The following is a 24,821-nucleotide window of genomic DNA, read 5'->3' on the forward strand; positions in this document are numbered from 1 at the left end:
TCTGAAAGGTCGGCGGTCACAGTAAGGCCGCGTCCTTCAAAGACAATCACCCATCTTCCGGGCCACGCCCTTTCGCCTGAACGGCCAGTCGATGACGCCGCTGGCCCAGAGCGCCCACCAGATGATGACCGGCTGCAACAACAGGCGTGGCCCATGATACCACCAGCCAAGATGCGCCTCGCCCAGCGGGATGTCGTTGATGGCGTGGTTGAGATTGGCTGGCCAGACACATAGGGCATAAAGGGCAAGCCCGACGCCAGCTGCCCGGCGGAGGCGTGGAATGTGCAATCCGATCGCCCCCGCTATCTCCGCCAGCCCAGTGAGGGCGACAACCTGAGCAGGCCAGGGCACCCAGGGGGGCGTGATCGCGACGAAGCCGCTCGGCCGAGTGAGATGCGCGATGCCCGCAACCAGATAAAACGCTGACAGAAGCCACAGCGCCGCTATGCGAATGCGGTCCCGTCGGTTGGCCTCTGAAAGCTTAGAGGCCGACTTCCCCTTCATCTTCGCCATCCCAATAATGGGCGCGTTCAGCGCGAACCTTGATCATCACAAGACCAGGGGTATCCACGCCCTGTTCGAACCAGCGCTCCAGATCGCTATTCCAATGCGCCTCAAATTCCGTCTTGTCACGGATCAGATCAGCGCGACCTTCGATGGCGACAAACAGGGGCCGCTGGTTCAACAATCCGGCGCTGCCCTGAAAGGAGAGGCCGACATTGGGGTTTTGCTCGATGTCTCGGACCATCACCGTGTCATCCGTCGTGAAATAATAGCTATCGCCATCATATTCGACGTCACGATTGTTGCTCATGGGGCGGGCGCCGATACGGCCGTCACCTGCATGAGTGGAGAGCATCGCGAAGTCGATATCCTTCATCGCTTTCGCAAGTTGCGCCAGCGTCCGCTGAACCATCGGTGCTACTCCTTTCAATTTTCAAAACCCCAACGCCCGGACCGGCAAAGGGCTCCGGTGAGGACTCGCAATGCGAAGAATAAGAACATATAGCGAACATATCACGAATCAAAAGGATCAGCGATGCGCCACGATGCGCACCAAAGCCTTGTACCGGCCGTTCTTTGCGCTCCAGACTTCGCCGGTGATTGCACGGCAGATCGACTATCTGGCAGAAAGTCTGGCCAATGGGGCGCGCCGGATTTTGCCGGAGCATCAGCATATGACCTTGGCCATTACAGCCGATTATGATGATTATCCCTATGCAGTGATCAAGGCACTGCTGCGCGCGGGAACGACCATCATGGCGGAACCTTTCGATCTGCCGCTTGATCGTTTGAGCTTCAGCAATCGGTCGGCTGCATTGCGGCCGTCATCCTCCCTGCCACTGCTTAACGCGTTGCAGCGGTCGATCATCGACGCGATGCGCGGGGCAGGGGTGATGCTGCGCCCCGGCTGGAGCTTCAGTCCGCGTCAGACACTATTCTATCGTAACGGGCCGCCTGAGCAGAGAAGGATCGAAGGCTTTCACTGGCGGGTGGAGCAATTCGCGTTGCTGTGCAGCCATGTCGGCCAAACGCGGCATGAGACTTTGGGAACATGGCCGCTCACAGGAGACGGGCAATATTCGCTGTTTTAGGGCGTTAGCACAGCCAGCGCCCGTTGCCTCCGCGAGCCGTTCAAGGGGGCCGACGGCCAAGGACCTCAACTCACCCTTGAGTTACGCTCTCCAGCACCGCAGCCCGCAATTCGGGGATGCCCATGCCTTTCTCGCTGGACGTCGGGATAATGTCGGGATGAGCGGCGGGACGCTTGCGGATGGCTTCGCCCACCGCCGCAATGACCTCGGCCAGATGGCTGGCCTTCACCTTGTCCGCCTTGGTCAAGACGACCCGGTAACTCACTGCGGCCGCGTCGAGCATGTCGAAAATATCCTTATCGACATCTTTGATGCCGTGGCGGCTGTCGATCAGCACCAGCGTTCGCTTCAGCTTCGCGCGGCCGCGCAGATAATCGTTCACCAGGAAGCGCCACTTCCGGACCATGTCCTTGGGCGCCTTGGCATAGCCATATCCCGGCATATCGACGAGGCGGAAGCGCAGCGGATCTCCCACATTGAAGAAGTTCAATTCCTGCGTCCGCCCCGGCGTGTTGGATGTGCGCGCGAGGCCGTTGCGGCCGGTGAGAGCGTTGAGGAGCGAGGACTTGCCGACGTTGGATCGGCCCGCGAAGGCGACTTCGTTGACCGACATGTCGGGCAGGAATTTGAGGTCCGGCGCGGACTTCAGGAAGGCGATCGGTCCGGCAAAGACCTTGCGCGCTTCCTCGATCAGGTCGGCCTGCTGCTGTTCGTCCACACTAGGTCCGTTCGGTTCAAGCTTATCGAGAATTATAGACGCACCGTTCTGGTCGCGCCTTTCTTGAACGTCTGCTGCAAGCAGGCAATCGAGAGGCTCGACCGAACGGGCGTTGAACGATGCTATTTCGCCTCTGCCGCATTCAGAACGGGATGGCGTTTGTACAGCCACCACTGCTGGAGCATCGACAGGCAGTTGTTGGTGATCCAGTACACCAGCAGGCCCGCCGCGAAGGGCGCCATGATGAACATCATCATCCAGGGCATGATCGCGAACACCTGCTGTTGCATGGGGTCCATCTGCGCGGGGTTCAGCTTGAACTGGAAATACATGCTGATGCCCAGCAGCAGCGCCAGCACACCGATCGCAAGGAAGGAGGGCGGCGTGAAGGGCAGCAGGCCGAACAGGTTCAAAATGTGCAGCGGATCGGGCGCGGACAAATCCTTGATCCACAGCACGAAGGGCTGGTGACGCATTTCGATCGTCAGCTGCAGCACCTTGTAGAGCGCGAAGAAGATCGGGATTTGGATGAAGATCGGGAGGCAGCCGGCGAGGGGATTGACCTTCTCGCGCTTGTAAAGTTCCATCATCTCCTGCTGAAGCTTGGGCTTGTCATCCTTATACTTCTCCTGCAGCGCCTTCATCTTGGGCTGCACCGCGCGCATCGCCGCCATGCTGGCGAACTGACGCTGCGCGACCGGGAACATCAGCGCGCGGACGACGAAGGTCAGGCAGATGATGGCGACGCCGAAATTGCCGATATGTTCGAATAGCCAGTGGAGCAGCGCGAAGATCGGCTTTTCGAACCAGTAGAACCAGCCCCAGTCGATCGCCCGGTCGAACAGCGGAATGCCCGCGTCCTGATAGGCTTCGAGCGTCTTTACTTCCTTCGCGCCGACAAACAGGCGGACGGTCTGCGTGATGGCCTTGCCCGGCGCAAGCATGGTGGGGGCAAGGCTGTAATCCGCCTGATATTGGGTGCCCGCACCCTTGCGGAATTGGCCTTCGAAGGCGGCCTTCTGATCAGGCACGAGAGCCGACAGCCAATATTTGTCAGTGAAGCCGAGCCAGCCGCCGGTGGATTGGAAGCTTTGGGTCGAAGGACCCTTGGCGAGATCCTTGTAGTTCACATCATAATTGGCCGCGCCGTTGAACACGCCCATCGGGCCGATATGGATGGTCCAGGTATCGGGATCATGCGGGATGCCGGAACGGCTGATATAGCCAAAGGGCTTCACGCCCACCGTACCCGCGCCGCTGTTCGACACCTTCTGTTGCGCAGTGATCATGTAATTTTCGTCCACCGAAAGGCGGATCTCGAAAGTTTGGCCCGTGCCATTGTTCCAGCGCAGGGTCACCGGGCTTGTCGGCGTGAGTTCCTTGCCCTCGGCGGCCCAGACGCTATTGGCGTCCGGTGCCTTCAATCCTTCACCCTGCCAGCCGAAGCCGGCGAAGAAGGCGTCCTTGGTGCCCGATGGGCTGTAGAGGCGCACGAAGGGCGAATCCTTCGCGATCGTCTCTCCATAGGTGGGCAGCACGATGTCGTCGATCCGCGCGCCCTTCAGGTTGATGGAGCCGGTCAGCTTGGGCGTGCGGATTGGTAGGCGCGGACTTTCCTTTAGCACCAACGCGCGGTCGCGAATCGCGGAGGGAGTGCCGGCCACGGGGCTGGCCCCCTGCGAGACGGGTGTGGTCTTGCCGCCTTCGATCTTCGTCGCCGGCGGATTGGCGGCGGGGAAGAAATGCTTGGCGATGTAAGGCCAGCCGAACAGGATCGCCGCGGTCAGCAGCACCGCCAGAATAATATTCTTCTTGTCGTCCACGCTTGTCGGCTCCGCCGTCTTTTAGTGAAAATCTTTGTCAGGGGACCGGGTCGTAGCCCGACCCTCCCCAAGGGTGGCATCGCATTAGCCGCTTCGTGGCGAGCCAGCTACCCTTCACCGCACCATATTTGCGGATAGCCTCGATCGCATATTGCGAGCAGGACGGTGCATAGCGGCAAGACGGCGGCAATATGCGCGACGGGCCAAGCTGCCAGAAGCGGGCGATGAGGATGAGCAGGCGGGCGATCATTGCTCCGCTTCCTCCTGTCCAGGCCCAGAAGCGGCCGAAATGTGCCTTTTACGTTCCGGGGAGCGGGGGGAGCGGCCGCGCGATTCGCCCGCTGGCCGCGTCATCACCTTGCGCAGCGCCTTTTCCAGTTCGGCGCGCAGCAGGCTGAAGTCTCGTTCTATGCCGTCCGAACGGCCGATCAGCACATGGTCCGCGCCTGGTACGCCATGGACCGGCAGCAGCTCCCGCGCCAGAACGCGAAAACGGCGCTTCATCCGGTTGCGGATGACAGCGCCGCCAATCTTCTTCGTAACGGTGATGCCGTAGCGCATCGCCGCGTCGCCATCGGCGCGTTCGCGCACCAGCAGGACAAAGCCCGGCATCGGCGCACGCCGCCCGCGATTCGCCGCCAGGAAATCGGCGCGCCGGACCATGATGGCAGGCGCGCTGTTCGGCGGCGCGTCGTTCAGGCGCTCAGGCTCTTGCGGCCGCGGGCGCGACGGGCGCGCAGCACGTTGCGGCCGCCGGGGGTCGCCATGCGGGCGCGGAAACCGTGACGGCGCTTCCGAACCAGATTGCTCGGCTGATAGGTGCGCTTCATCGTTCATTCCTCAAAGCAAAACAAAATCGGGCGTGACAAAAAAGGGCCGCCGTGGGGCGGCCGCATGTCAGGGGGCGTCCGATAGGCAAAAGGCGGGGACGAGTCAATGGCGGAGGACGGGATTGACCTACTTCGCTCGGACCGCCGCAACTGCCTGCTTCAGCGCATCATAGCCCACCGCGCCGTTCAATACCTGGTCGCCGACGACGAAGGTCGGAGTACCTGTCGCGCGCAATTTTTGCGCCAACGCGATATTGGACTGGATTTCCGCATCATATTTGCTGCTGGCCATCGCGGCCTCAGCCGCCTGGCGATCGATCCCGACCTTTGCGGCAGCGGCCAAGATGGTTTCGCGCGTGACCTTGCCACCGGCATAGAGCGCGCGATGATAGGGCATATATTGGCCCTTATCGGCCGCAAGCAAAGAGACCTTGGCCGCGTCGGCGCTTTGGTCGGACAGGATGGGCAACTCGCGATATACGACCTTCAGCCCCTTGTCCTCACCCACCAGCTTCGCAAGATCAGGCAGCGAGGCTCGGCAATAGCCGCAGGCATAGTCGAAAAATTCGACCAAGGTCACATCCCCATTCGCCGCGCCTTCCCAGGCGCCCGCATAGGGTGTTTCGATTGCCTTGCGGCTCTCACCGATGCTGTCGGAAACCCGTTTCGCCTGCAGCCTTTCGACCGCTTCGGGAATGATCTCGGGATGCTCCAAGATATAGTCGCGCACGATTTTTTCGATCGCTGCCTTGTCACCCACAGCGACACTGCCCGTGCTTTGCATGCCAAGGGCCGCGCCGGTCGCGGTGGCGGCGATGAAGGCGAAAGCGCCCAGCGTCATTTGAATCGTCCTATTGGAGAGGGCCGCGCGAAAGCCGGGCCGAGAGGGTTCGGTCATCTTTTCTTCCGCTTCTGTTCGACGGCCGCGCGTGAAACCATGGCGATATCCTGCGCCCGCAGATAGTCAACCGTTCCCGCCTTCAACCCCTGCATGGCGGCGTCGGCGCTGCGCAATGCCATCTGGTCATCGCCCATCAGCGCATAGCGTTCGGCCGTCGCCAGTGCCGCGCGGGGCGTGTCGCCGCGCCGCTCGTACACGACGCCCAGCTGATACCAGGCGAAGGGATTTTCCCGATCGCGGGCTACGGCATTGCGAAGCACCTGTTCGGCCTCGGCGAAATTCTTGTCATCCTCAGTCGCGATCAGCGCATGCCCCAGCATCGTCGCGATCAGCGGCTGGCGGGTAAGCTGCACGGCCTCACGCAGCGGCGGGATGGCGTCGGCTGGACGGCCGCTTTCCAGCAGCACCTGGCCCTTGAGTTCTAGGAAATACGGGTCATGCGGTTGAGCCGTCAGCAGAGCGTCCACCTCGCTCATCGCCTTGTCCGGGTAAGCGCTTTTGTGCCAAGCATAGGCCCGCGCATAATGAGCCGGGATCGACTGGTCGCTTTCCGGATATTTAATCAGAGTCTGATTGGGTTCGGACACGAAGCCGACGAGCTTCGCCTTGATGCGTTCGAACCGCGCCTCCAGCTTGGGGTCCATCGGCTTGTTCCAGGACGGATCGACCGTATAGACTTCGCGCAGGACGTTGATGCGCTCGCCCGAGAGCGGGTGGGTGCGGCCGTAGCTGTCATCCTGCGGGATGGCGAGGCGATATTCCTGATTTTGCAGCTTCTTGAAGAAGTCGAGGCTGCCTTTGCCTGACAGGCCGGCCTTGCTGAGATAGCGGGCGCCCGCAAGGTCCGCCGAGCTTTCCTGCGCGCGGGAGAAGGCGAGAAATTTGCCCATCGCGGCCTGCTGGCCCATGCCCAATATGCCCATGCCGGCTTCCGCGCCACCCGCGGCGATTGCGGCCGCGCCCAACACCAGGCTAAGCAGGGTGATGCCGGTCGCTTCCTTCATCCCCTCGGCCGAGCGGATGACATGGCCTCCCTCAATATGGCCGAGTTCATGCGCGACCACGCCCTGCAACTGGTTCACATTGTCGGCGGTGGCGATCAGGCCGCTATGCAGCCACACATATTGGCCCCCCGCAACGAAGGCGTTGATTTCCCGATCGTTGAGAACAAACACCTGGACATTGCGCGGTTCCATACCTGCGGCATGCACAAGCGGGGCGGACATGTCGGCCATGAAGGCTTCGGTTTCAGCGTCGCGGAGGATTTGCTGGGCGGCCGCAGGTTTGCCCAGCAGCGATAGGCTCGCGACCGCAATTGCGGCACTATGAAGCCAACGGCGCTTCACGGACGGCCAGCGCGGATAGGAGTAGCAACAGGCATGCCGCGATGCCGATGGCAGCGGAGCCCTGAACGAAGCGTGAAGCGAGAACGCCGCCGCCATCCGGTGAGAACCGGCAGGGCGGCGGCGTTGCTCATAAGGACGTAAGAGTCCCAGTTATTGGCCGAAGGTCCGCTGCCACCAGCCACGGCGCGGCGCGCTTTCTTCTTCGGCCTGTGATGCGGCTGCGCTCGCGTCATCGAGCATAGCAGCACCGCTGTCATTTGCGCCGACCGGCTCTGCGCCAGCTTCCGCTTCGGTTGCCGCCTGCGCGGCCACGGACTCAGCGATCGAAGGCGCTTCTGCCGCTTCCTGGGCCATGGCGTCTGCCTTCTTGCGGCGGGTACGCTTGGGCTTGGCGGGGGCTTCGGTCTCCGCTTCCACGCCCGCGGGCGCCTCGGCAGGAGCCTCGGCCGCAACGTCCGCCTTCTTCTTGCGGGTGCGCTTCGGCTTGGCGGGCGCTTCCTCGGCAGGCGCTTCGACTGCAGCTTCAACCACCTCGACTGGAGCCTCGACGGCTTCCTTGACCTTCCGCGTGCGCGGACGGCGGCGCGTCTTGGGAGCCTCCTCAGCGGGCGCTTCCGGCGCGGCTTCTACCGGTGCTTCGACGGCAGGTTCAGCTGCGACGGACTCGGCTGCTTCAGGGGCTGCTTCTGCAGCTTCTGCAGCCGCTTCCTCAGCCCCGCCTTCACCACCTTCGCGACGACGGCGTCCACCACGGCGACCACGGCGGCCACGGCGGCGGCTGGCTTCTTCGCTTTCAGCATTCGCCTCGACCGGATGCTCTCCGGCCTCTTCCACGATCGCTTCGGCGTCCTCGCCTTCCTCGCTCTCACCCTCGGCGGCGGCTTCAGCCTCGCCCTCTGCGCGATGTTCCTCGCGCTGTCCGCCACGGCGACGGCGACGACGACGACGGCGACGGCCGCCTTCGCGATCCTCGCCACGATCGCCACGCTCGTCGCGTTCGGCGGCTTCGACCTCTTCGATCTCTTCTTCTTCCAGTTCCTCGACGATATCGAGGTCATCTTCTTCCTCGACGAGTGGGGCATAGGTCACCACCCGTTCCGGACGCGGCCCGCTGGCTTCGACCGACATGCGTGCCCCCTCAACCTCCCCATCGGGCAGGATCGCGATCCGCACGCCATAGCGCTGCTCGATCTCGTCCAGTTCGGCGCGCTTGTTGTTGAGGACGTAGAAGGCGGCTTCCTGGCTGGCGCGCAGCGTGACCAGGCTGCCACGGCCACGCGCGGCTTCCTCTTCCAGCATGCGCAGCGCGCCAAGGCCCGCCGACGAAGCGGTGCGGACAAGGCCGGTGCCTTCGCAATGCGGGCACTGGCGGGTCGATGCTTCCAGCACGCCGGTGCGCAGCCGCTGGCGGCTCATTTCCATGAGGCCAAAGCCGGAGATGCGGCCAACTTGGATGCGGGCGCGATCGTCCTTCAGCGCCTCCTTCATCGCCTTTTCGACCTTACGGATGTTGGAGTTCATCTCCATGTCGATGAAGTCGATCACGACCAGGCCCGCCATGTCGCGCAGGCGCAGTTGGCGGGCGATTTCGCGTGCGGCTTCCAAATTCGTAGCGACGGCGGTCTGCTCGATGCCATGCTCGCGGGTCGAACGGCCGGAGTTGATGTCGATCGATACCAGCGCTTCGGTCGGGTTGATGACCAGATAGCCGCCCGACTTCAGCTGCACGACGGGGTTGTACATCGCCGCCAGCTGATCCTCGACGCCTGCGCGCTGGAACAGCGACACCGCATCGGCATATTGCTGCACCCGCCGCGCGTGGCTGGGCATCAACAGTTTCATGAAGTCCTTGGCGGCGCGATAGCCTTCCTCGCCTTCGACGATGACCTCGTCGATATCCTTGTTGTAGATATCGCGGATCGCACGCTTGATGAGGTCGCTGTCATTGTGGATCAGCGCGGGCGCGGCCGACTTCAGCGTCTTTTCGCGGATTTCGTCCCACAGGCGGGCGAGATAGTCGAAGTCGCGCTTGATCTCCGGCTTGGTGCGCTGCAGCCCGGCGGTGCGGACGATGCAGCCCATGGAAGAGGGCAGTGCCATTTCCGCGATGATCGACTTCAGCCGCTTACGGTCGGCGGCGTTCGAAATCTTGCGCGAAATGCCGCCGCCATGGCTGGTGTTGGGCATCAGCACGCAATAGCGGCCGGCGAGTGAGAGATAGGTGGTCAGCGCCGCGCCCTTGTTGCCGCGCTCTTCCTTGACGACCTGAACCAACAGCACCTGGCGGCGCTTGATGACGTCCTGGATCTTGTAGCGGCGGCGGAGCGCCATGCGCTTGCGGCGCAGTTCATCGGCAGCATCGTCGCCACCGCGCTTGCGGCGGCCGGGCTTGTCCGCGCCTTCGCTGCTTTCGGCGGCTTCGCCTTCTTCATCCTCATGATGCGTGGCTTCGACGACTTCGACGCCGTCCTCGCCATGATGATCATCCTCGTCATCATAGTCTGCGCGCAGAGCGGCCTCTTCCTCCGCATGCGCGCGTTCTTCGCGCAGCAGCGCCTCGCGGTCTTCGCGCGGAATCTGGTAATAATCGGGGTGGATTTCGCTGAAAGCGAGGAAGCCGTGGCGGTTGCCGCCATAATCGACGAAGGCCGCCTGCAGCGAGGGTTCTACACGGGTAACCTTGGCGAGATAGATATTGCCCTTGAGCTGCTTGTGCTCGGCGGACTCGAAATCAAATTCCTCGATCCGATTTCCCTTGACGACCGCGACCCGGGTTTCTTCCCGGTGGCGCGCATCGATCAGCATACGCATTGTCATTTATGAGTCTCCGGCGATGACGGCCTGCGGCGCTTGGCCGGGCTGTCACGCGATAGTGAAGGGACGAATGCAGTCGCGCCGCCAGCGGCGCGGGTGGTGCTATCATCCGGTTTGACAGGAAAAACTGCGCTTCTGCTGCATCGGCAGGGCCGGGCAAACCGCCGGTCCGCTCCATCCACGCCGCATCGCCCGCTACCGGGCTCAGCGTGGAATGGAATTCATGCCTCATGCAGCGTCAACCTGTTCGTAGCATCGGGTCCGAGCGGCTGGCGCCCGCCGATGCTGTCGTGAAAGCTCCTGAAAAGAGCCGCGCCTGATTTGGGCGTTTCTTTCAGGAATGTGAAGGGGTAGCAGTCAAAGGCCAGCCTAGCAACGTCCCGCACAAAATTGTTTCGCCACGATGAACGGCGGTATTCCGCGATCATGGCGCAAACATGGTGAAGCAAAGGTTAAGGCCGGGCGCAGGTGGTCGGCAAGAATGGGGCTGGACGGCCGGGGGCGGCGCGATGCACAAGCGCGGCCATGCTGTACGCTCTTGCCCTGGCAGGCGCTCTCTTCACCAACCCCGCCGTGACGGCGCGCATCGCCTTCGATGCGCCAGCGGCCATGGCGCCGCGGCCAATCAAGCGGTGGCACAGCATCACCGTGCCGATCCCGCCTGTCGCGCGCGGTCTGTCTCTGCCCCGCGTCGAAGGACCGGCTGACGCTTCGCGGCCTTTGGTGGTCATCGACGCAGGTCATGGCGGGCATGATCCGGGCGCCATCAATGCGCGCACCGGGCAGCGGGAGAAGGACCTGACGCTGACTATCGCAGAAGCGATCCGCGACGCACTGCTGAAGTCGGGGCGGGTGCGGGTGGCGCTGACTCGGGACGATGATCGCTTTCTGTTGCTGCAGGAACGCTATGGCGTTGCGCGCAAGCTGAATGCAGACCTCTTCCTTTCGGTTCATGCCGATTCGGCGGACAATGAAGAGGCGCAGGGGGCGACGGTTTATACCCTGTCGGAGGTCGCATCAGACCGGGAGGCGGCGCGGATGGCGGCGCGGGAGAACAGGGCGGACGTCCTGAACGGAATCAATCTCGGTGGGCAGAGGGATGACGTCTCCTCGATCCTCATCGACCTCACTCAGCGCGAAACCATGAGGGAATCAGCGAGTTTCGCGGCATTGCTGAAGCGGGAGGCGTCGCCCTTCATGGCCTTTCGCAACGTCTTCCATCGCTATGCTTCACTCATGGTTTTGAAGGCGCCCGATACCCCCTCGGTGCTGTTCGAGACGGGGTATCTCAGCAATGACAAGGACGCCGCTTTCCTGGCGTCCCGCACCGGGCGGGCGAGCATCGCCAAAGGCGTGGCGCGAGCGATCGAGGTGTATTTCGCCCGCAGGTTGGCCTTGAGCGGCGGCTGATGGGGCCGCTCCGTCGATCCGCACTGGCGCTGGCTGCATTTTGACCTTAGAGCCTCCTCTCGTCATGGAAGAGGCCCGCCCCGATACCGCCCGATCGTCCTTAGCCGACCGCCTGCGCGGGCATGGGCGCGCGTTCCGGGAGCGGCTCGCGCCGCATTGGGACCGGCGCTGGTTCCGCTGGGCGGCGATCGCCTTGGGGGGGCTGTTCCTTGCGATATTGCTGTTCTGGCTGATCTTCGCGCGCGGCCTGCCCGACGCCGCGACGCTGCTGGAATATGAGCCGCCGCTGCCCACCATCGTGCGCGACATCAATGGCCAGCCGGTGCACAGCTATGCGCGCGAGCGTCGGGTGCAGTTGCAATATAGCGATTATCCGCCGCTGCTGATCCGCGCCTATCTGGCCGCCGAGGACAAGACCTTCTTCGACCATCATGGCGTCGACATTCCCGGCTTTTTCGGCGCGGTGTTCGATTATGTCACCAAGATCGGATCGGGCCAGCGCGCCAAGGGCGGCTCCACCATCACGCAGCAGGTCGCGAAGAACCTGCTGATCGGCGATGAATATTCGCCTACGCGCAAGGTGAAGGAAATGATCCTCGCCTATCGCATGGAAGGCGTGCTGAACAAGCAGCAGATCCTCGAACTGTACCTCAACCAGATATTTCTCGGCCGCAACGCTTATGGCGTGCAGGCTGCCGCACGCGCCTATTTCGACAAGGACGTCGCGGACCTGAAGCTGCACGAAATGGCCTATCTCGCCATTCTGCCGAAGGGTCCCGCCAATTACCGGCCCGAAAGCCTGACCGGCCATGAACGCGCGCTGGAGCGTCGCAACTGGGCGCTGGGCGAAATGCTGAAAAATGGCTGGATCACCCAGGCGCAGCGCGATGAGGCGCAGGCGCAGCCGCTGGGCACGGTGCCGCCGCACGGCTCCGGTTTCGATGCACGGGCGGGCGGCTATTATATGGAAGAGGTGCGTCGCCGCCTGATCCAGCAGTTTGGGGAAAAGGCCGATGACGGCCCCAACAGCGTCTATGCGGGCGGTCTGTGGGTGCGCAGTCCCTATGATCCCAAGCTGCAGGAAGGCGTGGCCACCGCGCTGCGCAACGGTTTGCTGCGCTTCGACGCGGGCAAGGGCTGGTCGGGCCCCGTCGGCAAGATCGACATGGCGCGCGGCTGGAAGCGGGAACTGGCGGCAAGCTATATCGGCATCGACTATGCAGGCTGGCGTATCGGGGCGGTGATCGACCGTAATTCGACTGGAGCCGAGATCGGATTTTCCGACGGATCGACTGGAACGCTGCCAGCCGGTGCGGCACAAATGCCCTATCGTCGCGCGGGCGGTCCTGCGTTCAACAGCATGAAGCCGGGCGACCTGATCGCCGTCGCGCGCAACGGGGCCAGCTGGGCGCTGCGCAATGTGCCTGAAGTATCAGGCGGCATGATGGCGGAGCAGACCCATTCGGGGCGCGTACTCGCCATGCAAGGCGGGTTCGACAGCCGCCTGTCCTCCTATAACCGCGCAACGCAGGCGATGCGTCAGCCGGGCTCCACCATCAAGCCATTCGTCTATGCCGCCGCGCTGGATAATGGCATGACCCCGGCGTCGATCATCGTCGATGGCCCCTTATGCGTCTATCAGGGCGCGGGGCTGGGGCAGAAATGCTTCCGCAACTTCACCGGCGGCAGCGCCGGGCCGCAGACCATGCGCTGGGGCGTCGAGCAGTCGCGCAACCTGATGACCGTGCGCGCGGCCAGCCAGACCGGCATGGACCGCGTGGTCCGCACGATCAAGGCGATGGGGATCGGCGACTATCAGCCCTATCTGTCCTTCGCACTGGGCGCTGGCGAAACGACCGTGGAGCGCATGGTGAACGCTTATGCGATGCTGGCCAACCATGGACGGCAGCTGTCGCCCAAGGTCATGGACTATGTGCAGGATCGTCGTGGCAAGGTGATCTGGCCGCTGCGCTGGCGCGCCTGCGACGGGTGCAACATGGCGAATTGGGATGGCAAGCCGATGCCGCGTTTTGGTTTCGAGGGGCGGCAGGTGATGAACCCGATGACAGCCTATCAGGTGGTGCACATCGCCGAGGGCGTCATCCAGCGCGGCACCGCCACCATCCTCTCGGACCTGAAGCGTCCTTTGTTCGGCAAGACCGGCACCACAAATGGCCCGACGAACGTCTGGTTCGTGGGCGGATCGCCCGACATCGTCGCGGGCGTCTATATCGGCTATGATCAGCCGCGAAGCCTGGGCGGCTGGGCGCAAGGCGGCCGCGTCGCCGCGCCGATCTGGAAAGCGGCGATGACGCCGGTGCTGGAGCAAATGCCCAAGACGCCCTTCGTTGCTCCGGCGGGCATCCGCATGGTGACGATCGACCGCCGGTCGGGCAAGCGGGTCTATGGCGTGTGGCCAACCGATGAACCCAAGCCAGCGGTGATCTGGGAGGCGTTCAAGCCCGAGACTGAACCGCGCCGATCGATCCGCAAGGAAGAGGTTGTTGCGCAGGAACAGGCGGCGCAGCGCCGCGAAGCGCGGGCGCAGGTACGGCAGAGGACGGATAGCGACTTCCTGCAGGATCAGGGCGGGATTTATTGAGGCAATCGCATTCGACCGCAGGGTGAGGTCGAGCGCGTCCTTCGACAGGCTCAGGACGAACGGGAGTGGAGTATAGCCGCTGAAGGATTGAATCTTCCCAAAATCTCCTCCCTCGGATAGGGGCTGGCGTTTAGCGCGTTTATGACACGCCCCGAGATTCTGGAGAGTTCCCATGCGCGCCGAAGCGCAGCAATATATCGACCGCATCGATGCCGCGCTGGACCTGCTGCGGCGTTTTCTGGATTGGGACCGCGCGTTGCGCCGCCTGGACGAGCTGAATGCGCGTGTCGAGGATCCGACGCTGTGGGACGACCAGAAAAAGGCGCAGGAAGTGATGCGCGAACGCACCCGGCTGGACGCCGCCATTGGTGCGACCCGCGCGATCGACAGCGAGAAGACCGACACCGCCGAACTTATCGAAATGGCCGATGCTGAAGGCGACGAGGATATGGTGAGCGAAGCCATCGCTTCGCTGAAGGCGCTCGCCGAGCGGGCCGATGAGGACAAGATCAAGGCGCTGCTGGCGGGTGAGGCCGACGCCAGCGACACCTATCTGGAAATCCACGCGGGCGCAGGCGGCACCGAGAGCCAGGATTGGGCGGAGATGCTATCGCGCATGTACCGCCGCTGGGCCGAACGGCGCGGCTACAAGGTGGAGTTGGTAGACTATCAGGCGGGCGACCAAGCGGGCATCAAGTCCGCAACCTTCCTGTTCAAGGGCGAGAACGCCTATGGCTATGCCAAGACCGAAAGCGGCGTGCATCGCCTCGTCCGCATCAGCCCCTATGATAGTTCGGCGCGGCGGCACACGAGCTTTTCGTCGGTCTGGGTCTATCCGGTGATCGATGACAATATCGAGATCGAGGTCAATGAAGGCGACCTGAAGATCGATACCTATCGCGCATCGGGCGCGGGCGGGCAGCACGTCAACACGACCGATTCCGCCGTCCGCATCACTCATATTCCGTCGGGCATCATCGTCGCGTCGCAGAATGACCGGTCGCAACACAAAAACCGCGCGACGGCGATGAACATGCTGAAGGCGCGGCTCTATGAGGCCGAGTTGCAGAAACGGGAAGCGGCGGCGTCCGGAGAATATCAGGCCAAGACCGAGATCGGCTGGGGCCATCAGATCCGTTCCTATGTGCTTCAGCCCTATCAGCTGGTGAAGGACCTGCGCACAGGCGTCACCTCTACCTCGCCTGACGATGTGTTGGACGGAGCGCTTGACCCCTTCATGGCCGCCGCGCTCAGCCAGAAGGTGACGGGCGAAAAGGTCGATGTGGAGGATGTCGATTGATGATGCGAGCGGCGCTGGCGGGATCACTGCTCCTGCTGGCGGGCTGTAGCCTGTTATCACCCGCCAAGGAGGATGACCGGCCAGCCGGCGCGCGCGATTTTCCTCGCGCCGACCGCCCGGTGGCTCCAATCGTATCGACCCGCTGGTCGAGCGAAGAAGCGCGCGACCGCGTCAACGAAGCCGACGACATCATGGATCGTGCAGGTATTCGGCCCGGCATGACTGTGGCGGACATAGGCGCGGGCGAGGGCTACTACACCGTTCGCCTCGCCAACCGTGTGGGCGCCAAGGGCCGTGTGCTGGCGGAGGATATCATGCCCGAGGTGATCGAGGCGCTGTCCCGTCGCATCACCCGCGAGGACTGGCGCAATGTCAGCGTACGGCTGGGCGCGCCCGAGGATCCGAGGCTTCCAGAGAACAGCTTCGATCGCATCCTGATGGTCCATATGTATCATGAGATTGCCGAGCCCTACGCTTTCCTGTGGCATTTGAGCCCAGCGCTGAAGGCCGATGGCGAGTTGATCGTGGTCGATGCCAACCGTCCGACCCCGCAACATGGCACGCCGCCGCGCCTCCTGGTCTGCGAGCTGGCGGCAGTTGGCTTCCGACTGGAGGAGTTGATCCCCAAGCCAACGGCAGGCGGATATTTTGCCCGCTTCCGCCGGGTCGCCGCCCGGCCCGCGCCGGAGAGCATCGTCCCCTGTACGATAAAAGCGGAAACTAACGTAAATTAGCGGGTTTCCTTGGACAAAAACGCGGCTAATGGGCCGTTAACCATGATCCTGTGGATCGCTTTGACCTTTTCGTGATTGAATGGCCCGTGGGAGAGGCTCGATATGATATGATCGACCAAAGCAGAAGCCCGGCGGCCAATGCGGAGCAGCGCCGGCACACGGCCCGGCACAAGATGTTCGGCCCGGTCACGTTGCGCGTCGGCAGCGCCGAGATGCGGGGCCATTTTCTCGACCTGTCCTCTTCTGGTGCGCTGGCCCATTGCGAAACGCCGCCTGTTGCAGGCGCCTATATATTCGTATCGGCGCTGGGGATGGAGGCAAGCGGCCGGGTGATGTGGGCGCGCGGCAAGCGGTTCGGCATTCAGTTCAGCCAGCCTCTGTCGGAAGAGGCGGTGGAAAAGCTGATCAGCGGCGCATGACGGTCAGCCGCGGCGGCGCCATTTCCTGAACAGCGATGCGCTGACGAGGCCGCCGCCGACCAGCGCTGCGATCACGCCGCCCGCCGAGGCGAGCGCCCAGGCGCCGGCCGCGAGCAGGCCGGTCAAAAAATCGACGATGATCAGCGTCAGATGAATCATGGGAGGGAGGACGGCTGGGCTAGCGGCCCAGTTCCTTCGCCTCCTGATATTTCAGTTCCAGAAAGCGGTTCTGCACCGCCAGCTTGTCTATGTCGCCGCTGGCCAGCGTCTCGCTGATCCGCGCCAGTTCGGTGTCGATGACGGTCAGCCCTTCGACCAGCTGCTGTTCGGGAATGCGGCCATTGCGCTCTTCACGGCGGAGCGGGGCAGGGATGGACTCATAGCCGGTGACCAGTTCGGGCAGATGATCGGACAGCAGCTTGCGGATCTCCTGGGCGGCCGGTTCCTGATCGGTTAGCCGCTCAAGTTGCGGGGCGAGCGTCTCCAGCTTGACGCCGATGCTGTCGGCCAGCGTGAGCGCTGGCGGTGGCAACGCCTTGCGTTGATTGTCGAGCCAGATCTCGGTCTGAAGCGGGAGTGCGGGCAGGGGCGTCGCGGCGAGCGCGGCGGTCTTGACGCGCGGCTCGGTAGGAAGGGCGGCGATCAGCAGCAGCGCTGCGATCATGATGCCGAGCGCGACCATCACGCCGGTGGTGCCGAGCGGCATGACGAAGCCGGCGGCGATGCTGGCGACCAAGACGGCTATCACGGTCCAGAAGGCATATTTGAGCTTCCGCATCAGCGCCGCGTTGCGCCTCTGCCGCGCACGGGCCGAAAGGCTCTGGCCGCGCTCGCTGTGGCGGCGCAGGACTGCCTCGGCGTCGGCAAGCACGCGGTCGGAGCGGGTCATGTGAACAATGTCTCCAGCTCTGCTCGTTTCGAGCGAAGACGAGAAACCTCGCGCATCCGTCTCTCGACTCTGCTCGAAACGAGCGGGGGCCGGGAGTTTCTCATCTTCACCCCTCGACCGCACTTAAGAGAGGATTGTCGGCGCGGGCCTGGCTCGCCGCCTGGGCCTGACCCTCGGCGCGGGCGATATAGCCCTTCGACTTCTCCACCTCATTCGTCAGCGTGTTGACCGTAGTCTTCATATTCTCCAGCGCCTTCGCCTTGAAGCTGTCGATGCTGTCCATCGTGTCATAGATATTCTGGAAGGCGCGCTGGAGCGTTTCGATGGGGATGGTGCTGGACGCGGCCTGCTCATGGATGGCGGCGGTCTGGTTCTTCAGCATCTCTCCAGTCGAATCGATCATGTTGGCGGTCGTTGTGTTGAGTGCGGTTATCTGCTCCAGCACCAGCTTTTGCCCAACGAGCGCCTGCGCCACGGTGACGGCGGTGCGCAGGGCCGCGACGGTAGTGGTGCTGGCGCGATCGACGCCCTTCACCAGTTCGACATTGTTCTTCTTGACGAGGTCGAGGGCCAGATAGCCCTGCACCGTCACCGCCATCTGCGTCAGCAGGTCCTGGGTTCGCTGGCGGATGTAGAAAAGCGCGCTCTCGCGGATCGCCTTCGCCTTGGCGGGGTCGGAGGAGTCCAGCTCCAGCGCCTTCGCCTCCAGCCTGGCGTCGAGCGTCTTTGATATGTGGATCATCTGTTCCAGCCGGCCCATGGCGGCCCACATATTCTGCCGCTCGACATCGATCGCGGCATTGTCCTTGATCAGCACATCCTTGCCGCTGGCGAGCGAACCAAGGATCGAATTGATGTGGCCCTGCGCGCTTTTGTAGCTGTCGAAATAATCGCGCATCTTGTTGCCGAAGGGGATCAGGCCGAACAGCTTCTTGGGCGCAAGCAGGCTGTCGCGCTTGCCGGGGTCGAGATCCTCGACGGTGCGGCGCAGCTGCGCCAGGTCGGCGCCGACTTTGTTGTCGCTATCCATCGCCCGCACCGGCCGGTCGAGGAAGCGGTTGGAATGCCCAGCGGCCTCGGCAATCTCCTTGCGGCCCATGTTGGTGAGCTGATCGACGCGCTGCCCAAATTCGGGAGAGTTGGCGTCCTGCGCGACCAGATCGTCGATGAAGGCATCGACCTTCTCGTCCAGCTTGGAGCGTTTTTCATCGTCCAGCGGCACCAGCCCTGCCGCCTTGTCTGGCGCGACGGGCGGCACCGGATCGGGCGGCGTCAGGTTGAGCGGATCGGCGGTAGTCGTCGTGCTGGACGCGGTGCTGGCCATAACGTCTCCTTCGAGCTGTTATATGTGACTATAACAGTTGCGCTTCAATCCGGAATATGGCCGTCTGTTCCGGCCGATGCAATTGTGCGGCAAGCCGTGCCGCCTTGCCGCAACGCGTCATTTCCTGTAGGGGCGCGCGCGATACTCTGGTCAGGCGCGGTGCCTGCCGGGAAAACCGACATCCCAAAGGCAAGACATGTCCCTGCGTAATATCGCGATCATCGCGCACGTCGATCACGGCAAGACCACGCTCGTCGATCAGCTGTTCCGCCAGTCCGGCACCTTCCGCGACAACCAGCGCGTCGAGGAACGCGCCATGGACTCGAACGACCTGGAAAAGGAGCGCGGCATCACCATCCTGGCGAAGCCGACCTCGGTCGAATGGAACGGCGTCCGCATCAACATCGTCGATACCCCCGGCCACGCCGACTTCGGCGGCGAGGTGGAGCGCATCCTCTCCATGGTCGATGGCGTCATCCTGCTGGTCGATTCGTCGGAAGGCGCGATGCCGCAGACGAAATTCGTGACCGGCAAGGCGCTCGCGCTGGGCCTGAAGCCCATCGTCGTCGTCAACAAGATCGACCGTCCGGACGAGCGCATCCAGGAAGTGCTGGACGAGGTGTTCGACCTGTTCGTCACGCTCGACGCGACCGACGAACAGCTGGACTTCCCCGTGCTCTATGCTTCGGGCCGCAACGGCTATGCCAATGACGATCCGAGCCTGCGCTCGGGTACGCTGGAGCCGATGTTCCAGAAGATCGTCGATCATGTGCCGCCGCCGTCGCTGGACCAGGACGCGCCGTTCAGCTTCCTCGTGACGCTGCTCGACCGCGACAATTTCCTCGGTCGCATCCTGACCGGCCGCGTTCAGTCCGGCACGGTCAAGGTCAACCAGCCGATCCATGCCCTCGACATGGACGGCAATGTGATCGAAACCGGCCGCGCGTCGAAGATCATGTCGTTCCGCGGCCTCGACCGCGTTCCGGTGGAAGAGGCGAAGGCAGGCGACATCATCAGCCTTGCGGGCCTCACCGTCGCGACCGTCGCCAACACCATCTGCGATACGTTGGTCAGCACGCCGATCCAGGCGCAGCCGATCGATCCGCCGACCCTGTCGATGCGCTTTGCCGTCAATGATTCGCCGATGGCGGGCCGCGAAGGCAGCAAGGTGACGAGCCGCATGATCCGCGACCGTCTGGCCCGCGAAGCCGAATCGAACGTGGCGATCAAGGTGACCGAGAGCGACGACAAGGACAGCTTCGAGGTGGCCGGGCGCGGTGAATTGCAGCTGGGCGTGCTCATCGAAACCATGCGCCGCGAAGGCTTTGAACTCGGCATCTCGCGCCCGCGCGTGCTGTTCGGTGAGGACGAGAATGGCAACAAGACCGAGCCTTATGAAATCGTAGTGATCGATGTGGACGATGAATTTTCCGGCACGGTCGTCGACAAGATGAACATCCGCAAGGCCGAGATGACCGACATGCGTCCCTCGGGCGGCGGCAAGACCCGCATCACCTTCTCCGCGCCGTCGCGCGGCCTGATCGGCTATCATGGCGAATTCCTGTCCGACACGCGCGGCACAGGGATCATGAACCGGCTGTTCGAGAAATATGGCCCGCACAAGGGCAAGATCGAAGGCCGCAAGAATGGCGTGCTGATCTCCAACGGATCGGGCGAGGCCAATGCCTATGCGCTGGGCCCGCTGGAAGAGCGCGGCGTCCTGATGGTCGGCGTGGGCGAAGCGCTCTACGAAGGCATGATCATCGGTGAGAACGCCAAGCCGGAAGATCTGGAAGTCAATCCGATGAAGTCGAAGGCGCTGACCAACTTCCGCGCAAGCGGCAAGGATGACAGCATCCGCCTGACCCCGCCGCGCAAGCTGACGCTGGAACAGGCGATCGCCTATATCGACGATGATGAAATGGTTGAGGTGACGCCCAAGACGATCCGTCTGCGCAAGCGCTATCTCGACCCCAACGAGCGCAAGCGCATGTCGCGCGCCAAGGCGGCTGCTTGATGCATGAGGCCGGTGTCGAAGGACACCGGCCTTTTTCTTTTGGGATGTGGGGACTGCGTGGCGCGGGGGGAGAAGCTGGGCCGGGATGACAAGCCATCCCGATAACGGAGACCCTACCATAGGTTTATCAATTAAGTTATAGTTAGCCTATGGGGGAGAAACTTATGTTCGCGCTGGCGGCGTTGCTGTCGGCTATCACCGGCTTGGCTCCGGCGCTTGCTCAATCGCCGCGGCCTGGCTCCTTGGAAACCTACAAGGACTGGACCATCGGCTGCGACAATCGCGCCCGATGCGAAGCCGTGTCGCTGCTTCCGGAAGGCGGCGATTGGCCGGATGCGCCGGTAACGCTTGGCCTCCGGCGCGACGCCGGCGGGGCGGCTGAACCCGAAATATGGCTGAGCCGCGATGCCAAGGGGCGGGAAGAGCTGAGCTTTTTCGTCGATGGCCGCAAGATCGCCAGCGCCGCGAGCCGGGATGGAGAGGCTGCGCTTCAGGGGCCGCAGGCGGCTGCGCTTGCCGTCGCGATGACGCGCGGCGCGAAGCTGGAGGTGCGCTCGGCTGGCGGTCTGATCGCGCAGCCTTCGCTCGCGGGAGCGGCGGCGGCAATGCGCTATATGGATGCGCGGCAAGGGCGCGCGGGCACGATGGCGGCGCTGGTGGCCACTGGGCCGCAGAGCCCTAGCGCGGTGCGTGCCGCTCCGCCGCTTGCGTCGATCCGCCGTGCGCTGATCCCTGCGGGGGCCGCGCCGGTCACGCTATGGCGTGAAGAGTTGGCGGCATTGGGCAAGTTTACGGCTTGCGCCGACGAGATGCGCGACGCGTCGCCGCCCGACCTTTATCGGCTGTCGAAAAGCGAAACGCTGGTGCTCGTCCCCTGTGGAGCGGGCGCCTATAATTTCTCCGCCGTGCCGGTCATCGCCACCGGCATTCCAGGCCGGCGCAGCTTCCGCTTCGCCAGCTTCGACTATCAACCGGGATGGAGCGAGGATGCGGCGCATCCGGTGCTGGTCAACGCGTCATGGTCGCCGGAAAGCTCGTCGCTTGAAAGCCATGCCAAGGGCAGGGGCCTGGGCGATTGCGGTAGCAGCGAATCCTATGTGTGGGATGGCGTGCGCTTCCGCCTGGCGGAGGCGAGCGCCATGGCGGAATGCCGTGGTGCCTGGCATTGGATAACCACTTGGTCGGCCAAGGTGGTGGACTGAAGCCAGGGGGATCAGGCGGCCGAGGTGAGGATCAGCGAGAATAAGCCTTCGTCATCCGACCATTGACGCGTGGGTTCCCATCCGCCCGCACGTAACAGCAGCCTTTCGTCGCGCTGCCCATATTTGTGGCTGCTCTCGGTATGGATCGTCTCCCCCGCTGCCATGTCGAAGCAGTAGCCGGCGACATGGAAATGGAGTGGCCGTAGCGCCTCCAAATGCATTTCGATCCGCGCCTTGTCGTCGTTCCAGACCGCCCGGTGCGCGAAGGCTTCCAGCGGCAGGTCTCCCTGCAACTCGCGATTGATGCGGGTGAGGAGGTTGAGGTTGAAGGCGGAGGTGACGCCAGCGGCATCATCATAGGCGGAGACCAGCCGGGCGGGGTCCTTGATCCGGTCCATGCCGATCAGCAGCATTGCTTCCTCCCCCAGCAGGCGGCGCATGGCCCTTAAAAGATCGACCGCGCCCGCAGGCTCCAGATTGCCGATGGTCGATCCTGGGAAGAAGCCAAGGCGCGGCAGCCCGTGGATCGCCGCGGGGAGGGAAAGGTCGGCGTTAAAGTCGCCCACCAAGGGCAGCACCGGCAGGCAGGGAAAGGCGGCGGCGAGCGCAGCGCTGCTCGCATGCAGAAAATCGCCGCTGATGTCGATCGGCACATAGGCGGCGGGGTCTATTGCGCGCAGCAGGTGCGGCGTCTTGCGCGCGCTGCCTGCGCCGAATTCGATGACCGCGCGGCCAGGGCCGATAGCCTCTGCAAAGTCGGGGCCGTGACGCTGCAGCAGGCGGGTTTCGGTGCGGGTGGGATAATATTCGGGCAGGTCGGCAATGGCTTCGAACAGTTCAGAACCGCGCTGATCGTAGAACCAGATGGGCGGCGTCGCCTTGGGAAAGCGGGACAGCCCCTCCACTATGTCGCGGCAAAATGCCGGGTCGGCGGCAGGCGCGGTCGATAGCGGTTCTCGGGTCAGCAGCATCCGTCAGAGATCCTTCGCCAGCCGCAGTCCGGTGAACTGCCAGCGCTGATGCGGGTAGAAGAAGTTGCGGTAGCTTGCCCGGACATGGCCGCGCGGCGTGGCGCAACTGCCGCCCTTCAGCACGAACTGACCGGACATGAACTTGCCATTATATTCGCCCAACGCGCCGTCATCGGCGTGAAAGCCGGGATAGGGGCGATAAGCGCTGCCGGTCCATTCCCACACGTCGCCGAACATGCGCGTGAGCGCCGAGTTGTCATCTGTCGCCTGCGGGCGGGGGCATGCGGGGCCGTCCAACTGGTTGCCGCTGGTCGGCGGAACATTGAGTGCGCCGCTCTCCCATTCCTCCTCGGTCGGAAGGCGTGCGCCAGCCCAGCGGGCATAGGCATCGGCTTCATATAGGCTGATGTGGCAGACCGGGGCGGCGGGATTGACGGGCTTGCGGCCGTCCAGGCCGAAGCGGGTCCAGCCCTGCTGTTCCTGCCGCCAGTAGAGGGGCGCCGTTATGGCTTCCGCCTGCGCCCACGCCCATCCGTCCGACAGCCAAAGCGCCGGTTCGCGATAGCCGCCATCCTCGATAAAGCCGATCCATTCGGCATTGGTGACCGGCCGGTGGGCCAGTGCATGCGGGTGGAGCAACGCCTTGTGCCGGGGACCTTCGCAGTCAAAGGCGAAGTCGCCTTTGCCGTCATCGCCAATTTCCACCAAGCCTTGACGCCCTTCGATCCAGTGGATGGCTCCAGGCAGCGCAGCCGGCATGCCGCTGGGCGCGTCGAACAGCGCAGGCTCCAGCGGGTTGAGCGAAAGAAGGTGCTGGATGTCGGTCAGCATCAATTCCTGATGCTGCTGTTCATGCTGGAGGCCGAGCATCACCAGCGCCTGCGCCTGCGGGTCCATGCCGGGCAGGGCGGCGAGCAGCGCGGCATCCACATGGGCGCGGTAGCTCAGGATATCGTCGAGCGAGGGGCGGGTCAGCATACCACGCAGCGGCCGGGCATGACGCTCGCCTTCCCCTTCATAATAGCTGTTGAAGAGATAGGCGTAATTCGGGTCGAAGGGGCGATAGCCGCGCAGATGGTCTCGCAGAACGAAAGTTTCGAAGAACCAGCTCGTATGCGCGAGGTGCCATTTGGCCGGTGACGCGTCGGGCATGGACTGCGCCGTGGCGTCAGCATCGGATAGCGGCGCGGCCAGCGCTTCGCTCAACGCGCGAACGTCGCGGTAGCGGGGCGTCAGATCCTCCTGGCCCGGTGCTGTCCGGCTTTTCGCCATCCTTGCCCCTTCTCACAGGTTTGTGCTGCACATGCAAAAACAAGCGCATGAGGGGCGGGTTAGGTTCCGGAATAGCGGGCTAGCGGGACGCGCCGGGCACCCATTTGACGTCGCCTGCGCCATTGCCGTTGAGGCGCCGGGCGAGGACGAAGAGCAGGTCGGACAGGCGGTTGAGATAGGCAAGCGCTTGAGGATTGAGCGCGAGTTCCACCGCGGCGGCGGTGGCGCTGCGTTCGGCCCGGCGGGTGATGGCGCGGGCCAGATGGACGGCGGCGGCGGCAGGCGATCCGCCGGGCAGGATGAAGCTGTCGAGCGGTTGCAGATCGGCGTTCATCGCGTCGATCTGCTCCTCCAGCCGTTTGACTTGGCTGGCGATGATGCGCAGCGCCCAGGGTTCGTCCTCTCCCTCCGGCACTGGCGTCGCGAGGTCTGCGCCGAGGTCGAACAGGTCATTCTGTATGGTGGTCAGCCACGCAGCCTCGGCCGTGTCGCCAATCGCGAGGATGGCGAGGCCGATGGCGCTGTTCGCCTCATCCACATCGCCGACCGCCTGCATGCGCGGCGCGTGCTTGGGCAGGCGCGACCCATCGACAAGGCCCGTCGTTCCCGCGTCGCCGGTGCGGGTGTAGATCTTGTTGAGCTTCACCATGTGCG

Annotated in this window: 23 protein-coding genes and 1 pseudogene; 8 read left to right on the plus strand and 16 right to left on the minus strand. The window is 63.5% G+C overall.

Features of this window, described 5'->3' with window-relative positions; all coding sequences use genetic code 11:
- Positions 1–36 precede the first annotated feature (36 nt).
- Both EP837_RS09305 and EP837_RS09310 read right to left on the minus strand, forming a co-directional pair.
- A complete protein-coding gene (locus EP837_RS09305) occupies positions 37–504 on the minus strand; it encodes a DoxX family protein (RefSeq protein WP_082919664.1) in 468 nt (155 codons plus the stop codon).
- On the minus strand, positions 482–916 hold the full coding sequence (locus EP837_RS09310; protein ID WP_066526713.1) for a pyridoxamine 5'-phosphate oxidase family protein: 435 nt from the start codon (positions 914–916) through the stop codon (positions 482–484). The genes EP837_RS09305 and EP837_RS09310 overlap by 23 nt, the downstream gene beginning before the upstream one ends.
- A gap of 133 nt (positions 917–1,049) precedes the next feature.
- Between EP837_RS09310 and EP837_RS09315 the strand changes: the two genes are divergently transcribed.
- On the plus strand, positions 1,050–1,595 hold the full coding sequence (locus EP837_RS09315) for a 2'-5' RNA ligase family protein (protein WP_066526714.1): 546 nt from the start codon (positions 1,050–1,052) through the stop codon (positions 1,593–1,595).
- 70 nt (positions 1,596–1,665) lie between these two features.
- Here the strand turns inward: EP837_RS09315 and yihA are convergent, their stop codons facing one another.
- The 8 genes from yihA to EP837_RS09350 form a co-directional block, all read right to left on the minus strand.
- Positions 1,666–2,313 carry a ribosome biogenesis GTP-binding protein YihA/YsxC gene (yihA, locus tag EP837_RS09320; RefSeq protein WP_066526716.1) on the minus strand — a complete coding sequence of 216 codons (648 nt, stop codon included), beginning with the start codon at positions 2,311–2,313 and terminating at the stop codon, positions 1,666–1,668.
- Positions 2,314–2,435: 122 nt separating this feature from the next.
- On the minus strand, positions 2,436–4,136 hold the full coding sequence (gene yidC, locus EP837_RS09325; protein ID WP_066526718.1) for a membrane protein insertase YidC: 1,701 nt from the start codon (positions 4,134–4,136) through the stop codon (positions 2,436–2,438).
- Positions 4,137–4,173: 37 nt separating this feature from the next.
- Positions 4,174–4,386 (minus strand): membrane protein insertion efficiency factor YidD, encoded by a 213-nt coding sequence (gene yidD, locus EP837_RS09330; RefSeq protein WP_066526720.1) that lies wholly within the window; start codon positions 4,384–4,386, stop codon positions 4,174–4,176.
- A complete protein-coding gene (gene rnpA / locus EP837_RS09335; protein ID WP_066529091.1) occupies positions 4,383–4,799 on the minus strand; it encodes a ribonuclease P protein component in 417 nt (138 codons plus the stop codon). Before rnpA ends, yidD begins: the two co-directional genes overlap by 4 nt.
- Positions 4,800–4,831: 32 nt before the next feature.
- Positions 4,832–4,966, minus strand: a complete 135-nt coding sequence (gene rpmH / locus EP837_RS20435; RefSeq protein WP_007683189.1) for a 50S ribosomal protein L34 — start codon at positions 4,964–4,966, stop codon at positions 4,832–4,834.
- A 127-nt stretch (positions 4,967–5,093) separates the two neighbouring features.
- The gene (locus tag EP837_RS09340) at positions 5,094–5,864 is read right to left on the minus strand and encodes a DsbA family protein (RefSeq protein WP_066526723.1); all 771 of its coding nucleotides are present in this window, start codon (positions 5,862–5,864) and stop codon (positions 5,094–5,096) included.
- Entirely contained in the window at positions 5,861–7,213 is a 1,353-nt protein-coding gene (locus EP837_RS09345) for a M48 family metalloprotease (protein WP_066529093.1), read from the minus strand. Before EP837_RS09345 ends, EP837_RS09340 begins: the two co-directional genes overlap by 4 nt.
- Before the next feature lie 150 nt (positions 7,214–7,363).
- Positions 7,364–10,030: an Rne/Rng family ribonuclease gene (locus EP837_RS09350; protein WP_225870526.1), complete on the minus strand. Its 2,667-nt coding sequence runs from the start codon at positions 10,028–10,030 to the stop codon at positions 7,364–7,366.
- 579 nt (positions 10,031–10,609) lie between these two features.
- On the opposite strand from EP837_RS09350, the pseudogene EP837_RS09360 reads away from it, so the two are divergent.
- The 5 genes and pseudogenes from EP837_RS09360 to EP837_RS09380 all read left to right on the plus strand — a co-directional run.
- Positions 10,610–11,437: pseudogene (locus EP837_RS09360) on the plus strand (N-acetylmuramoyl-L-alanine amidase family protein); the annotation flags it as partial.
- A gap of 64 nt (positions 11,438–11,501) precedes the next feature.
- Positions 11,502–14,039 (plus strand): penicillin-binding protein 1A, encoded by a 2,538-nt coding sequence (locus EP837_RS09365; RefSeq protein WP_066526732.1) that lies wholly within the window; start codon positions 11,502–11,504, stop codon positions 14,037–14,039.
- Positions 14,040–14,211: 172 nt separating this feature from the next.
- Positions 14,212–15,339: a peptide chain release factor 2 gene (gene prfB, locus EP837_RS09370; RefSeq protein ID WP_066526735.1), complete on the plus strand. Its 1,128-nt coding sequence runs from the start codon at positions 14,212–14,214 to the stop codon at positions 15,337–15,339.
- Positions 15,339–16,073 carry a class I SAM-dependent methyltransferase gene (locus EP837_RS09375; RefSeq protein WP_066526736.1) on the plus strand — a complete coding sequence of 245 codons (735 nt, stop codon included), beginning with the start codon at positions 15,339–15,341 and terminating at the stop codon, positions 16,071–16,073. The genes prfB and EP837_RS09375 overlap by 1 nt, the downstream gene beginning before the upstream one ends.
- A 107-nt stretch (positions 16,074–16,180) precedes the next feature.
- Entirely contained in the window at positions 16,181–16,492 is a 312-nt protein-coding gene (locus EP837_RS09380) for a PilZ domain-containing protein (protein WP_066529096.1), read from the plus strand.
- A gap of 3 nt (positions 16,493–16,495) precedes the next feature.
- Here EP837_RS09380 and EP837_RS21295 read toward each other — a convergent pair whose 3' ends face one another.
- The 3 genes from EP837_RS21295 to EP837_RS09390 form a co-directional block, all read right to left on the minus strand.
- Positions 16,496–16,651, minus strand: a complete 156-nt coding sequence (locus EP837_RS21295) for a hypothetical protein (RefSeq protein ID WP_197486261.1) — start codon at positions 16,649–16,651, stop codon at positions 16,496–16,498.
- A gap of 19 nt (positions 16,652–16,670) precedes the next feature.
- Positions 16,671–17,381 carry a hypothetical protein gene (locus EP837_RS09385; protein WP_066526738.1) on the minus strand — a complete coding sequence of 237 codons (711 nt, stop codon included), beginning with the start codon at positions 17,379–17,381 and terminating at the stop codon, positions 16,671–16,673.
- A gap of 106 nt (positions 17,382–17,487) precedes the next feature.
- Positions 17,488–18,705: a toxic anion resistance protein gene (locus EP837_RS09390; protein WP_066526742.1), complete on the minus strand. Its 1,218-nt coding sequence runs from the start codon at positions 18,703–18,705 to the stop codon at positions 17,488–17,490.
- Between the two features lie 196 nt (positions 18,706–18,901).
- Here EP837_RS09390 and typA point away from each other — a divergent pair, with 196 nt between their 5' ends.
- Positions 18,902–20,722 carry a translational GTPase TypA gene (gene typA / locus EP837_RS09395; protein ID WP_066526744.1) on the plus strand — a complete coding sequence of 607 codons (1,821 nt, stop codon included), beginning with the start codon at positions 18,902–18,904 and terminating at the stop codon, positions 20,720–20,722.
- A 149-nt stretch (positions 20,723–20,871) separates the two neighbouring features.
- Positions 20,872–21,924, plus strand: coding sequence for a DUF1176 domain-containing protein (locus EP837_RS09400; protein WP_066526747.1), 1,053 nt, complete (start codon positions 20,872–20,874; stop codon positions 21,922–21,924).
- Between the two features lie 11 nt (positions 21,925–21,935).
- Here EP837_RS09400 and egtD read toward each other — a convergent pair whose 3' ends face one another.
- From egtD to EP837_RS09415, 3 genes are all read right to left on the minus strand, one after another.
- Positions 21,936–22,895: an L-histidine N(alpha)-methyltransferase gene (egtD, locus tag EP837_RS09405; RefSeq protein ID WP_066526750.1), complete on the minus strand. Its 960-nt coding sequence runs from the start codon at positions 22,893–22,895 to the stop codon at positions 21,936–21,938.
- Positions 22,896–22,898: 3 nt separating this feature from the next.
- A complete protein-coding gene (gene egtB, locus EP837_RS09410) occupies positions 22,899–24,167 on the minus strand; it encodes an ergothioneine biosynthesis protein EgtB (protein ID WP_066526752.1) in 1,269 nt (422 codons plus the stop codon).
- Between the two features lie 79 nt (positions 24,168–24,246).
- Positions 24,247–24,816: a cob(I)yrinic acid a,c-diamide adenosyltransferase gene (locus tag EP837_RS09415; RefSeq protein ID WP_066526755.1), complete on the minus strand. Its 570-nt coding sequence runs from the start codon at positions 24,814–24,816 to the stop codon at positions 24,247–24,249.
- Positions 24,817–24,821 lie beyond the last annotated feature (5 nt).

Origin of the sequence: Sphingobium sp. EP60837 (genome assembly GCF_001658005.1) — a bacterium.
GTDB classification, from domain to species: Bacteria; Pseudomonadota; Alphaproteobacteria; order Sphingomonadales; family Sphingomonadaceae; genus Sphingobium; species Sphingobium tyrosinilyticum.

Coding starts and splice junctions, on each gene's coding strand:
- EP837_RS09305 (WP_082919664.1), bottom strand. CDS start 504: ATGAAGGGGAAGTCGGCCTCTAAGCTTTCAGAGGCCAACCGACGGGAC.
- EP837_RS09310 (WP_066526713.1), bottom strand. CDS start 916: ATGGTTCAGCGGACGCTGGCGCAACTTGCGAAAGCGATGAAGGATATC.
- EP837_RS09315 (WP_066526714.1), top strand. CDS start 1,050: ATGCGCACCAAAGCCTTGTACCGGCCGTTCTTTGCGCTCCAGACTTCG.
- yidD (WP_066526720.1), bottom strand. CDS start 4,386: ATGATCGCCCGCCTGCTCATCCTCATCGCCCGCTTCTGGCAGCTTGGC.
- rnpA (WP_066529091.1), bottom strand. CDS start 4,799: ATGGTCCGGCGCGCCGATTTCCTGGCGGCGAATCGCGGGCGGCGTGCG.
- rpmH (WP_007683189.1), bottom strand. CDS start 4,966: ATGAAGCGCACCTATCAGCCGAGCAATCTGGTTCGGAAGCGCCGTCAC.
- EP837_RS09340 (WP_066526723.1), bottom strand. CDS start 5,864: ATGACCGAACCCTCTCGGCCCGGCTTTCGCGCGGCCCTCTCCAATAGG.
- EP837_RS09350 (WP_225870526.1), bottom strand. CDS start 10,030: ATGACAATGCGTATGCTGATCGATGCGCGCCACCGGGAAGAAACCCGG.
- EP837_RS09365 (WP_066526732.1), top strand. CDS start 11,502: ATGGAAGAGGCCCGCCCCGATACCGCCCGATCGTCCTTAGCCGACCGC.
- prfB (WP_066526735.1), top strand. CDS start 14,212: ATGCGCGCCGAAGCGCAGCAATATATCGACCGCATCGATGCCGCGCTG.
- EP837_RS09375 (WP_066526736.1), top strand. CDS start 15,339: ATGATGCGAGCGGCGCTGGCGGGATCACTGCTCCTGCTGGCGGGCTGT.
- EP837_RS09380 (WP_066529096.1), top strand. CDS start 16,181: ATGATCGACCAAAGCAGAAGCCCGGCGGCCAATGCGGAGCAGCGCCGG.
- EP837_RS21295 (WP_197486261.1), bottom strand. CDS start 16,651: ATGATTCATCTGACGCTGATCATCGTCGATTTTTTGACCGGCCTGCTC.
- EP837_RS09385 (WP_066526738.1), bottom strand. CDS start 17,381: ATGACCCGCTCCGACCGCGTGCTTGCCGACGCCGAGGCAGTCCTGCGC.
- EP837_RS09390 (WP_066526742.1), bottom strand. CDS start 18,705: ATGGCCAGCACCGCGTCCAGCACGACGACTACCGCCGATCCGCTCAAC.
- typA (WP_066526744.1), top strand. CDS start 18,902: ATGTCCCTGCGTAATATCGCGATCATCGCGCACGTCGATCACGGCAAG.
- EP837_RS09400 (WP_066526747.1), top strand. CDS start 20,872: ATGGGGGAGAAACTTATGTTCGCGCTGGCGGCGTTGCTGTCGGCTATC.
- egtD (WP_066526750.1), bottom strand. CDS start 22,895: ATGCTGCTGACCCGAGAACCGCTATCGACCGCGCCTGCCGCCGACCCG.
- egtB (WP_066526752.1), bottom strand. CDS start 24,167: ATGGCGAAAAGCCGGACAGCACCGGGCCAGGAGGATCTGACGCCCCGC.
- EP837_RS09415 (WP_066526755.1), bottom strand. CDS start 24,816: ATGGTGAAGCTCAACAAGATCTACACCCGCACCGGCGACGCGGGAACG.